This window comes from Streptomyces sp. GC420 (assembly GCF_009916105.1).
In the GTDB taxonomy this organism is placed as follows: Bacteria; Actinomycetota; Actinomycetes; order Streptomycetales; family Streptomycetaceae; genus Streptomyces.
Genome location: NZ_JAAAXQ010000253.1, coordinates 1 through 12,132, shown reverse-complemented (window position 1 = coordinate 12,132; position 12,132 = coordinate 1). Strand labels below are relative to the sequence as shown.

General features: G+C 70.7%; 10 protein-coding genes. 5 read left to right on the top strand and 5 right to left on the bottom strand.

Annotated elements, in window-relative coordinates; all coding sequences use genetic code 11:
- A partial coding sequence (locus GUY61_RS26190; protein WP_313896862.1) for a helix-turn-helix domain-containing protein occupies nt 1-628 on the bottom strand: 628 nt, incomplete at its 3' end.
- A 288-nt stretch (nt 629-916) separates the two neighbouring features.
- On the opposite strand from GUY61_RS26190, the gene drmC reads away from it, so the two are divergent.
- Nucleotides 917-1,492 carry a DISARM system phospholipase D-like protein DrmC gene (drmC, locus tag GUY61_RS26185; protein WP_166632703.1) on the top strand — a complete coding sequence of 192 codons (576 nt, stop codon included), beginning with the start codon at nt 917-919 and terminating at the stop codon, nt 1,490-1,492.
- Nucleotides 1,493-1,601: 109 nt separating this feature from the next.
- On the opposite strand, the gene tuf is transcribed toward drmC, so the two are convergent.
- The 4 genes from tuf to rpsL form a co-directional block, all read right to left on the bottom strand.
- On the bottom strand, nt 1,602-2,795 hold the full coding sequence (gene tuf, locus GUY61_RS26180; protein ID WP_166632702.1) for an elongation factor Tu: 1,194 nt from the start codon (nt 2,793-2,795) through the stop codon (nt 1,602-1,604).
- Between the two features lie 157 nt (nt 2,796-2,952).
- Nucleotides 2,953-5,082 (bottom strand): elongation factor G, encoded by a 2,130-nt coding sequence (gene fusA, locus GUY61_RS26175; RefSeq protein ID WP_166632701.1) that lies wholly within the window; start codon nt 5,080-5,082, stop codon nt 2,953-2,955.
- A gap of 39 nt (nt 5,083-5,121) precedes the next feature.
- On the bottom strand, nt 5,122-5,592 hold the full coding sequence (gene rpsG / locus GUY61_RS26170) for a 30S ribosomal protein S7 (protein ID WP_166632700.1): 471 nt from the start codon (nt 5,590-5,592) through the stop codon (nt 5,122-5,124).
- 2 nt (nt 5,593-5,594) lie between these two features.
- The gene (rpsL, locus tag GUY61_RS26165; protein WP_003948652.1) at nt 5,595-5,966 is read right to left on the bottom strand and encodes a 30S ribosomal protein S12; all 372 of its coding nucleotides are present in this window, start codon (nt 5,964-5,966) and stop codon (nt 5,595-5,597) included.
- 424 nt (nt 5,967-6,390) lie between these two features.
- Between rpsL and GUY61_RS26160 the strand changes: the two genes are divergently transcribed.
- From GUY61_RS26160 to GUY61_RS26145, 4 genes are all read left to right on the top strand, one after another.
- On the top strand, nt 6,391-7,104 hold the full coding sequence (locus GUY61_RS26160; RefSeq protein WP_166632699.1) for a Crp/Fnr family transcriptional regulator: 714 nt from the start codon (nt 6,391-6,393) through the stop codon (nt 7,102-7,104).
- 228 nt (nt 7,105-7,332) lie between these two features.
- The gene (locus GUY61_RS26155; RefSeq protein ID WP_166632698.1) at nt 7,333-8,193 is read left to right on the top strand and encodes a hypothetical protein; all 861 of its coding nucleotides are present in this window, start codon (nt 7,333-7,335) and stop codon (nt 8,191-8,193) included.
- Nucleotides 8,190-10,430 (top strand): hypothetical protein, encoded by a 2,241-nt coding sequence (locus tag GUY61_RS26150; RefSeq protein WP_166632697.1) that lies wholly within the window; start codon nt 8,190-8,192, stop codon nt 10,428-10,430. The genes GUY61_RS26155 and GUY61_RS26150 overlap by 4 nt, the downstream gene beginning before the upstream one ends.
- A 62-nt stretch (nt 10,431-10,492) precedes the next feature.
- Complete coding sequence (locus GUY61_RS26145) at nt 10,493-12,112, top strand: hypothetical protein (RefSeq protein ID WP_208106478.1); 1,620 nt, start codon at nt 10,493-10,495, stop codon at nt 12,110-12,112.
- Nucleotides 12,113-12,132 lie beyond the last annotated feature (20 nt).

The following is a 12,132-nucleotide window of genomic DNA, read 5'->3' as shown; positions in this document are numbered from 1 at the left end:
CACCGAGCGGTTCCGTCCCGCTGAGCCCCGGTGTCACGCCTTCCCTGAGCCCCGGCGTGACGCCCACCGTCTCCAACGGCGTCACCGTGACACCCAGCGGCAGTGTCGCCGGCAGCGGCCCGGCCACGGTCCCCGCCGGGGACCGCACCGGCAGGGCGGCGCAGCACACCCCCGCCACCACCTCCTCCCGGTCCAGCACCGCGCCCCCGCGCACCGGGCCGCGCAGCGCCCTGCCCAGCGCGGTGTCCAGCGTGAACGCGTCGCCGTCCCGCACCGGGACGAGCGGCTCCACGCGGCCCGGCACCGAACACACCGTCAGGGCCCGCTCCTCGCGCAGCACGGCCAGGACGACGCTGCCCCCGGTCGCCGCCCGCAGCCGGTGCAGCGGCAGGCGGCCCGCCGCGCGCAGCCCCGGGTGCGGCTGCCACGCCTGGCCGAGCCGGTAGAGCTGGGCGCCCAGCCGGTAGCGCAGACCGCGGCGCTCGACGGCCTCCATGGCCACCAGTTGCTCCAGCAGCCGGTGCGCCGTGCTCTTGGGCACGCCGCACGCGACCGCCAGCTCGGTCACCCCCGCTTCGTCACCGTGCTGCCGCAGGGCCTCCAGCAGTGCGAAGGCCCCCTGCAGCACCCCTCGTCCCCGATTCTCCGTACGCGCGTGTACGGCTGCGTCCATGACATCCCCCCGGATGGCGTGGCCCGGCCGCGTCCCCCGAACAGCCGCGGCCCCGGCGCTTGGTGTTCCGCGGCCATGTTTCCCGGACCGGCGTGCCGGACGAAACCGTTCCGCCGTGTCGCCCCGCATCCGTGCCGGCGGGTCACCAGCCGGACCCCGCCCGGGGGCGCGTCACCGCCCCGCGCCTCCGGCCCCGGTGCCACCCGGGCCGCCGCCGTCGGACTCGCCCGTGAACTGGCGGAGGTGACGCGGCTCTGGCACTCCGCCGCGCCCGGGCTGCCAGGCTCGGCTCTCGCCCTCGCCGTGGCGGCAGCACGGGCCGTTCCCCGTCCCGTGTCGGTCCAGACCGTGGTCAGCGGCCCTGTTGGGGCCTCTCTACCTGCCCGGCCGACCGGCGGCGTCGCCCTGGACATCATCCGCTCCGCACGCTCGTCCCTGCTCATCGCGAGCTTCGCAGCCCACGGCATCGCGGACGCCACAGCGGAGATCGCCGCGGCCGTCGCACGCGGCGTCACCGTGGACCTCCTCCTGGAGGAGAGCACAGGGGCCTCGGCGGCCTTCGCCCGTCTTCCGCGGCAGGTGTCCGTCTGGCACCGCCGCCGCACGGGAAGAGCCGGCGTGTTCCACGCCAAACTGATCGCGGCCGACCGGCACACGGTGCTACTGGGCAGCGCCAACCCCACGGACCGCGGCCTGTCCGAGAACATAGAGGCCGGTGCCGTGCTCACAGGGGCGGAAGCAGCGGGCCCTCTCGTCGACCACTTCCGGTGGCTGATCACCCCGGGCAACGGCATCATGCGCCGAGCGGTGAGGGACTGACACGACCCTTTGCCGGAGCGCGCCGCCGCATGGAAAAGGGCCCGTACGACCGAAGTCGTACGGGCCCTTCCCGTAGCCCTAGGGAGCTACCAGGTCAGACGTCAAGGACTTACTTGACGATCTTGGTGACCTGGCCGGCGCCGACGGTCCGGCCACCCTCACGGATGGCGAACTTCAGGCCCTCCTCCATGGCGACCGGCTGAATCAGCGAGACGGTCATGGAGGTGTTGTCGCCCGGCATGACCATCTCGGTGCCCTCGGGGAGGGTCACGACGCCGGTCACGTCCGTGGTACGGAAGTAGAACTGCGGGCGGTAGTTGTTGAAGAACGGGGTGTGACGGCCACCCTCGTCCTTCGACAGGATGTAGGCCGTGGCCTCGAACTCCGTGTGCGGGGTGACCGAGCCCGGCTTGATGATGACCTGGCCGCGCTCGACGTCCTCGCGCTTGATGCCGCGGAGCAGCAGACCGACGTTCTCACCGGCCTGGCCCTCGTCGAGCAGCTTGCGGAACATCTCGATGCCGGTGACCGTGGTGGTGGTCTTCTCGGTCTTGATGCCGATGATGTCCACGGTCTCGTTGACCTTCAGGACACCACGCTCGATACGGCCGGTGACGACCGTACCGCGACCGGTGATCGTGAAGACGTCCTCGATCGGCATGAGGAACGGCTTGTCGACGTCGCGCTCGGGGGTCGGGATCGCCTCGTCGACGGCGGCCATCAGGTTCAGGACCGACTGGCCCCACTCCTTGTCGCCCTCGAGCGCCTTGAGCGCCGAGACCTTGACGACCGGCACGTCGTCGCCGGGGAACTCGTACTCGGAGAGGAGCTCACGGACCTCGAGCTCGACGAGCTCCAGGATCTCCTCGTCGTCCACCATGTCGGCCTTGTTCAGGGCGACCACGATGTACGGAACGCCGACCTGGCGGGCCAGGAGCACGTGCTCCTTGGTCTGCGGCATCGGGCCGTCGGTCGCGGCGACCACGAGGATGGCGCCGTCCATCTGCGCCGCACCCGTGATCATGTTCTTGATGTAGTCCGCGTGACCGGGGCAGTCGACGTGGGCGTAGTGACGCGTCTCGGTCTGGTACTCGACGTGCGCGATGGAGATGGTGATACCGCGCTGGCGCTCCTCAGGAGCCTTGTCGATCTGGTCGAAGGCCGAGGCCTCGTTCAGGTCCGGGTACGCGTCGTGCAGCACCTTGGTAATGGCGGCCGTGAGGGTCGTCTTACCGTGGTCGATGTGACCGATGGTGCCGATGTTGACGTGCGGCTTAGTCCGCTCGAACTTCGCCTTCGCCACTGGGGTCCTCCTGGGAGTGGTTCTGGTACGCCTTACTTCATCGGCGCCAGGTGATCTTTGCTGGGGTGCCGGCTCCGGGGCACCCACCGGGAATCCTACGGTTTCCGGCGGGTGTCCCCGAATTCGGTGTCAAGCCTAAGGGGGTGACGCGGGTGCGTTACTCGCCCTTGGCCTTCGCGATGATCTCCTCGGCGACGTTCCGCGGAACCTCGGCGTAGGAGTCGAACTGCATCGAGTAGCTTGCGCGACCCGAGGTCTTGCTGCGGAGGTCTCCGACGTAGCCGAACATCTCCGAGAGCGGCACCAGGCCCTTGACGACCCGGGCACCGGCCCGCTCCTCCATGGCCTGGATCTGGCCACGGCGGGAGTTGATGTCACCGATGACTTCACCCATGTAGTCCTCGGGCGTGGTGACCTCGACGGCCATCATCGGCTCGAGAAGAACCGGGGACGCCTTGCGCGCGGCCTCCTTGAAGGCCTGCGAACCGGCGATCTTGAACGCGAGCTCGGAGGAGTCGACCTCGTGGTAGGCACCGTCGAGAAGAGTGACGCGGACGCCCGTCATCTCGTAGCCGGCCAGGATGCCGAACTGCATGGCCTCCTGCGCACCCGCGTCCACCGAGGGGATGTACTCCTTGGGGATGCGGCCACCGGTGACCTTGTTCACGAACTCGTAGCTCGTGCTGTCGCCGCTCTCGAGCGGCTCGATCGCGATCTGCACCTTGGCGAACTGACCGGTACCACCGGTCTGCTTCTTGTGGGTGTAGTCGACGCGTTCGACGGCCTTGCGGATCGTCTCGCGGTACGCGACCTGCGGCTTGCCGACGTTGGCCTCGACCTTGAACTCACGGCGCATGCGGTCGACCAGCACCTCGAGGTGCAGCTCGCCCATGCCGCCGATGATGGTCTGGCCGGTCTCCTCGTCCGAGTGAACCTGGAAGGAGGGGTCCTCCTCCGCGAGACGCTGGATGGCGACGCCCAGCTTCTCCTGGTCACCCTTGGACTTGGGCTCGATGGCGACCTGGATGACCGGGGCCGGGAAGTCCATGGACTCCAGGATCACCGGGTTCTTGTCGTCGCAGAGCGTCTCGCCGGTCGTGGTCTGCTTCAGACCCATCACGGCGATGATGTCGCCGGCGCCCACCGAGTCGATCTCCTCACGCTTGTTCGCGTGCATGCGGTAGATCTTGCCGATGCGCTCCTTCTTGCCCTTGACGGAGTTCAGCACGGCGGTGCCGGACTCCAGGCGGCCCGAGTAGACCCGGACGAAGGTGAGCTTGCCGAGGTGCGGGTCGCTCATGATCTTGAACGCCAGGGCGGACAGCGGCTCGTCGTCGGACGGCCTGCGCTTGACGACGACCTCGGGGTCCTTGACGTCGTGGCCCTCGATGGCCTCGATGTCGAGCGGCGACGGGAGGTAGCGCACGACCGCGTCGAGCAGGGGCTGGACGCCCTTGTTCTTGAACGCGGTGCCGCAGAACACCGGGGTGATCGTGACGCCGGTGGACTTGCCGGAGGCGATGGTGATACGGCGGATGGCCGCGTACAGCTGCTCCTCGGTGGGCTCCTCGCCCTCCAGGTACAGCTCCATCATCTCGTCGTCGTTCTCCGAGACGGTCTCCAGCAGCTTGCCGCGCCACTCCTCGGCGGCCTCGGTGTGCGTGGCCGGGATGTCGACGATGTCGTACATCTCGCCCTTGGTGGCCTCGGCGGACCACACCAGGGCCTTCATGCGGACCAGGTCGACGACGCCCTTGAAGTCGGCCTCGGCACCGATCGGAAGCTGCATCACGATCGGCGTCGCGCCGAGGCGGTCGCTGATCATGTCGACGCAGCGGTGGAACTCGGCACCGGTCCGGTCGAGCTTGTTGACGAAGCAGATGCGCGGGACGCGGTAACGGTCCGCCTGACGCCACACGGTCTCGGACTGCGGCTCGACACCGGCGACACCGTCGAACACCGTCACGGCACCGTCGAGCACGCGCAGCGAACGCTCCACCTCGACGGTGAAGTCGACGTGGCCCGGGGTGTCGATGATGTTGATGGTGTGGTCGACGTCCTCCAGCGGCCAGTGACAGGTCGTGGCGGCGGACGTGATGGTGATGCCGCGCTCCTGCTCCTGCTCCATCCAGTCCATGGTGGCAGCGCCGTCGTGGACCTCACCGATCTTGTACGAAACACCGGTGTAGAACAGGATCCGCTCGGTGGTCGTCGTCTTGCCCGCGTCGATGTGGGCCATGATCCCGATGTTGCGGACCCTGGCCAGGTCAAGTGAAGTGGTAGCCATAAGGCTTCAGTCTTCTCTCGGTCTCGATGTGGGTTGCGACTACCAGCGGTAGTGCGCGAAGGCCTTGTTGGACTCGGCCATCTTGTGGGTGTCCTCGCGCTTCTTCACAGCAGCGCCGAGGCCGTTGGAGGCATCGAGCAGCTCGTTCATCAGACGCTCGGTCATGGTCTTCTCGCGACGGGCGCGGGAGTAGCCCACGAGCCAGCGGAGCGCGAGAGTGGAGGAACGCCCGGGGCGGACCTCGACCGGCACCTGGTAGGTGGCGCCACCGACACGGCGGGACTTGACCTCGATCGCCGGCTTGACGTTCTCGAGGGCGCGCTTGAGCGTGATGACCGGGTCGTTGCCGGTCTTCTCGCGCAGGCCTTCCATGGCGCCGTACACGATGCGCTCGGCGGTGGAGCGCTTGCCGTGCAGGAGCACCTTGTTGATCAGGGAGGTCACCAGAGGAGAACCGTAAACCGGGTCGATGATGACCGGGCGCTTCGGGGCGGGGCCCTTACGAGGCATTCTTACTTCTCCTTCTTGGCGCCGTAGCGGCTGCGGGCCTGCTTGCGGTTCTTGACACCCTGGGTGTCGAGCGAACCACGGATGATCTTGTAGCGAACACCCGGCAGGTCCTTCACACGGCCACCACGCACGAGCACGATGGAGTGCTCCTGCAGGTTGTGTCCCTCACCCGGAATGTAGGCCGTGACCTCGATCCCGCTGGTCAGACGCACACGCGCGACCTTACGCAGGGCCGAGTTCGGCTTCTTCGGGGTGGTCGTGAACACACGCGTGCAGACGCCGCGACGCTGAGGGGAACCCTCGAGTGCGGGCGTCTTGTTCTTCTCGACCTTGTCCTGCCGGCCCTTGCGGACCAGCTGCTGGATCGTAGGCACTACTTCTCCGGTTTCTGTGTGCCGTTCGGTGAAACTAACCTGGGACTTCTCCGACCCACGCGGTCGGGTGTGTCGCGTACTCCAAACCGTTCTTCACGCCGAGACAATCACGACGGTGAGTGCGGATCGGAGGGGCGGCGCGGCTTCGGGCTTCTCCCGTGCTCCGACACTCGGTCGAGTGCACACGCGAGAACCCGGGCACACCCCAGGCACAAGGTCTGAGCGTACCTACCGCATCCACTCCGGTCAAAACAAATGGAACCCGCCCCCGGACCGCCCCGATCTGCGCCGTTCACAGGCCTCACGACGGCTCCCCGGGCCGCGGGCCCGCGGCAGTGTGACGCGAACTGACCGGTTCGGGCCTCACGCACCGCGCACGTTCAGTAACTTGACCGGGCCGTCGGCGTCGTATCAGGGGGAGAACATGACAGCGGCCAGGGTGCCCGGCGAGGACGGGCTGATCGAGCGGGTGCCCTTCCTCGCCCGTCTGGAGAAGCAGGACCGGTCCGCGCTGCTGGCCCTGGGCCGGGAGATGACCTTCCAGGCCCACTCCACTCTTCTGCACCAGCACGAGCCGTCCCATCACGTCCTCCTGGTCCAGGAAGGCTGGACCAAGGTCACCGGCGCCTCGGCCGGCGGATACGAGGCGCTGCTCGCGCTGCGCGGCCCGGGGGACATCGTGGGCGAGCACGCCGCGCTGAACGGCCAGACCAGGTCGGCGACCGTCGTCGCCCTGGAGCCGGTACGGGCCGTGGCCGTCACGCACGCACGCTTCATGGACTTCCTCCGCCGTTCCTCCGCCGTCGGCCTGGCCCTCGCGGCCCTCACCTCCGACCGGCGCGCCGCCGCCGACGAGCGCAGTCTGAAGTTCGCCTCGATGAGCGTGAAGGAACGACTCGCCCTGCTGCTCCTGGAACTGGCCCGCACGCCCCACGGACGCCGCACGGACAAGGGCGTCGAACTGGTCCTGCCGCTCAGCAAGGAGGAACTGGCGAGGGCGGTCGGCGCCTCCCGGGAGATGGTTCAGCGACTGCTCAAGGAGCTCAGGGAGCGCGACGTGGTGATCACCGGCCGCCGCAGCCTCCTGATCACACGTCCCGACGTGCTCCGCCGGATCGCCCGCGCGCAGCATCCCTAGCGGGCACCGCCCGGCCGGTCACCCCATCGGCACCGTTGTCCTGCGGCGACGGCTGCCCTCCGGCCCCGTCCGGTCCCCGGTACTTCCGCCGTCCGATTCCGCGCCGCCGTATCCCGGGCCCCTCTGTGCACACGGTCACAGTCCGAGCGCGTCATCCTCCCTCGTCGCACCGGGGCCCGCGCCGCCACTCTGCTGCCGTACCGCCCGCCGCCGAACCGAAAGGCGACCATGACCATCCCCGTGAGCAGGACGATCCTCCTGTTCGACATCGAGAAGTACAGCGACCGGGACGATGTCGAGCAGGCGTATCTCCGCCGCACTCTCTACGACGTCACCGACCGTGTCCTGGAGGCCGCGGGCGTGGAGGACAGCCAGCGGCTGCGGGCGGACCGCGGTGACTCCGTGATGGAACTGATCGATGCCAACGCCTCCGTGATCGCCCTGCTGCGCTCCCTGCTGGGTGAGGTGCCAGTGCTGCTGCGGTCGGTGAACAGGATGGCGTCGAGCTCCGCGCAGATCCGGCTGCGGGCCGTGCTCGCCACCGGATACGTGGCGGTCGACGAACACGACGGCTGGGTGGGCTCGGACCTGAACCACGCGTGCCGTCTGCTCGACGCCGAGGTGCTGCGCACCGCGCTGCGGCGGAGCGCGGACGACTTCGTGCTCTGCGTCTCGGAGGCCGTCCACGCCGGGATCGTCCGCCACGGGCACCCCGGCATCCCGCCGGAGTCGTTCCACGCGGTGACACTGACCACCAAGAACGGTCCTCTCCCGGCCTGGCTCTACGGGCCGGTGGATCGGACAGCCCCGGTGCCGGGCGGATCGGGGGACCGCCCGGCGCCGGCGGACACGGGGGAGGACGCGGCAGCGCAGGGCACGCCGGGGGCGACGCAGGGAACCGCGCAGGGTGCGGCGCCCGTCCCGGCTCCGGCCCCGGACCCCGGCAGGGGCCCCGTGTTCAACTTCTCCGGCGGCAACGTCCGCTTCGGCGGCGGCCTGGCCGGCGGCGACCAGCACGGCGTCAGCGGCGGCACCGTCACCGGCGACGTGATCATGGGAGGCCCCGGGGAGCGGGGTGACGGCGCATGAGCACCGAGGCACCGGACGGCACCTACGACAGCCCCGGCGGCAGAGCCCCGCGCGGCGAGGCGGCGGACGCGGACGCCTCCGCCCAGCCGGCCGCCGCGGCCGGGCCCCCCGCGGCCGGCGAGGACTCCGAGGACCGCGACCAGCCCCAGGACGCCTGGGCGGCCCGGCGCGACCTGGTCGACCACAGCCCCAGAACCATGAACGTCCGCGACAGGGCCCGCTTCGGCGGCGGCCTGGCCGGCGGCGACCAGCACGGCGTCAGCGGCGGCAGCGTCACCGGCGACGTGATCATGGGAAGCAAGACGGAGATCACCCAGATCCACCAGATCGGCTTCCCCGCCACGCCGCCCGCCTCCGGCGAGGTGCCGCGGGCCACCCTGGAGAAGCTGGCCGCCTCGTTCGTGGCCGACGACGAGCACTTCGCCGTCCTGGCCGACCGGCTGCGCCGCGACCGGGTCCTGGTGCTGTCCGGCGCTCGCTTCACGGGACGTCACACGGCCGCCCTCATGCTCCTGCACCGCCTCGGCGCCCTGCCCGTGCGCACCCTGGACCGCAGCACCACCCCGGCCACGCTGGCCGAGCGGCTGCGGCAGGACAAGGACCCCGCGGCGGGCGACACCGCCGTGACAGCCCGCGGGTACGTCCTGTCCGACCTGGCGGCCCGCCGCGACCAGCCGTTACGGGAGCCTCATCTGCTGGCTGCCCGGGACCGGCTCGCCGAGCACGACGCCTACCTGGTGATCACGGTCGGCCCCACGGTCGTACTGGAGGACGTACCCGTCACCGGCTGGGACCCGCCCGCCGCCGACGAGGTCCTCGCGGCGCACCTGCGGGTCAGGACCGACGGACCGACCGCACGCAGACTGCTGGGCCTGCCGTCCGTCGCCGAGTTCCTCGGCCGCGGCCACCAGCTGCGCGAGGTCGCGGCCTTCGCCCGGGTCCTCTCCCGCCACGCGGCGGGAGAGGTGGCCGAGGACGCCGTCGCGCAGTTCTCGCTCGTCTCCCTGGAGAACCAGGTCCAGGAGTGGTTCGAGCAGGACGAGACCACGATCCCCCTGCGGGACAAGGGGTTCCTGGTCGCCCTCGCCGCGTTCGACGGCGGTCCCTATGCCCTCACCGCCGAGCTGAGCGACGTGCTGTACCGGTTCCTCCAGGAGACCGAGAACCGGGCCCGCGTCCCGGAGGTCCCCGTCTTCGGCACCAGCATCCGCACCCGGCTCCAGCTGGCCCGTGCCACCGGCTACGAGGAGGACGAGCACACAGAGTGGGGCCCGGTCAGCCAGTACAAGGCCGCCTACGTGGACGAAAGGGCCCCCCTCGTCCTGCTCCGAGAGGTATGGACCGGCCATCCCTCCGCCCGGCCCGCCCTGATCCGCTGGCTGCGCCGACTCGCCGACGACGGCCGGCCCCTGGTCCGTACCCGTGCCGCCTCCACCATCGCCGTCCTGGCCCGTACCGACCTGCCCTCGGCCATGGCCCTGATCATCGAGCCCCTGGCGGCCTCCGCCCGCTCCCGGCACCGGCTCGTCGCCGTCAACGCGCTCACCCTCGCCCATGTGATCGACACGCCCAACATCCCGCGCATCCTCGACGGCTGGTGCCGCGGCGACGACCGCAGGCTGGGCTGGGTCGCCGTCCGCGCCTACGCCCTGATCGGGCCCGAGCTCCCGGACCAGGCCCTCGCCGCACTGCGCGGAGCGGCGCGCCGGCTCCACGCCGCGGACTCCGGCGACTTCGACCCGGCGATGGCGCGCGAACTCGCCGAGGCGGGGGAACTGCTGCTGCTCTCGTCCGCCCGCGAACGGATCCTCTCCGAACTGCTCCGCACCGCCGAGGACGATCGCGCCGTGCACGACCTGGCCCTCGGCAGCTTCGTCAGCGCCTGCGGCCGCACCGAGGGCGACGAGCCGTACGGACGTCCACTCATCCTCGACTGGTACGCCCAGGCGGTGACCGGGAACGGACCGGCCGCGCACCACATCCCCGCCCTGTGGCGGGCCGCGCTCCACGACCCGCGGCACACCCGGGAGGCACTCGCCGTGCTGCGCCGGTGGGTGCTCGCCGCCAACCGGTACACCGGCACCGAGTGGGCGCTTGCGGCACTGCTGCCCGCCCTGGTCACCACCCCTCCCGAGCAGCAGCGGCTCGGCCATCTGCTGCGCACCATGCCCGGAGAGGACGGTGCACCACCGCCGCCGGTCGCGGCCCGCCTGCTGACCACACTTCCCGCCCACTGAGCCCGCCGGCGGCGGCCGCCCGGGCCGCTCCCCGCCACGCACCTCCACAGGAGACACATCCCATGCCCCCCTTCCCCCGTCCGCCCGAGTGGCAGCAGCAGGCCGACCGGCACTCCCGCCTCGTCGACCCGGTGCTCACCGTGCGCCAGCTCTCGCGCTTCGAGTTCTCGCTCAAGACGCTGGTCAGGATCGACCACGCCCTGGTCTTCGCGACGTCGAAGGGCGTCTACGAGGCGTACCTCCCGCCCCGGCGCCCGACCCGCGCCGAGATCACGGCCAGGCGGTACACCGCCGTGTACGAGGTGGACATGGGCGTCCACCCCTTCACGGCCGATCTCACCCTGCCCAGCGACAACGACGCCTTCGAGTTCACCGCGGCGGTCGACATCTCCTGGCAGGTGCTCGACCCCGCCCGCTTCGTGGAGAGCGGGCACCGGGACGTGCCGGCGCTGATCCTCGGCGAACTGCAGCGGGCCGCCCGTCCGGTGGCGCGTCGCTTCTCCATCACCGACAGCGCCACGGCGGAGGAAGAACTGCTGCGGGCCGTCACCGTGCTCGGGCCGCTGGGCGCGCCGGCGGGCCTGCAGGTCACCTGGACCCTGCGGCTGCGCCGCGACCAGGAGGACATCGACCACCAGCTGCGGTTGCGGGCCATCGACCACTCGGCCGCCGAGCAGATCCTGGCGGCGCAGCGGGGCATGGAGTACGACGTCGAGCTGGACAGGCGCCAACGGCAGCAGGACACGCTCCAGATCGCACGGGCCATGGCATACGGCACGCAGGAGCAGGAACTCGCGCTCCAGCAGCAGCACAGGCTGCACGAGCAGGCGATGCTGCACAGCGGCCTGCAACACGAACTGGCACTGCAGCAGGGACGGCAGCACCTGGAGCTCCAGCAGATCGAGGCCCAGAAGATCGCGTTCTACCAGTGGCATCTCCAACAGGGAGGTGTACACGCCTGGGCCATGCACCTCGCCCAGCACCCGGAGGACTCCCGCCTCGTCATGACGAGCATGCGCGAGGACCAACTGCGCCTCATCCAGGCGCAGATGGATCTCGTCAAGCAGTTGCTGAGCGGTGACAGCGCCGAGAACTACGAACTGGAGGGCCCCAAGCAACTGGCCCTGCGCACGGTGAGCGACATCCTCAACCAGCGGCTGCCGGGGGTCCTGCAACACCCCGCACCCCCGCTGCCGCGGCAGGCGGACGCGGCTGTGGTGGAGGACGGGGTGGCCGCCTTCCCGGGGTACGGCCCGGCGTCCGCGGGGGAGTACGGCACGATCCCGGGCAGTCCGGCGGCGCCCGCCCCGCTGCGGGCCGACGCCGATGCCGACGCCCCGGAGCCCGGCGTTCCCGAGACCGGCGCAGGGCAGCGGGCGCGGACCACGCGGACGTACCCGGGCACGCCGCGGCAGGAGGGTCGGCCGGTGCCTCCGCCGGCCACGGGCGCGGGCGCGGGCGCGGCCGGCCCGCATGCCCACGGGCCGGGAAGCCCCGGCGCTCCACCCGCGGCCCCGGGCGGTGTGCTGGTGGGCAACGGCTCGCCTCAATACGGTCCGGTGCCGGGCACGCCACCCGCCTGGCCGAGCAGTTCCGCGAGCAGCCTGGAGTCCAGCGACAGCGCGGCGGCACGCCGCTCGGCGAGGGGCGAGTCCCCCTCGTACAGGAACTGGGCCACGTAGCCGAAGAGGAGGGAGCGGGC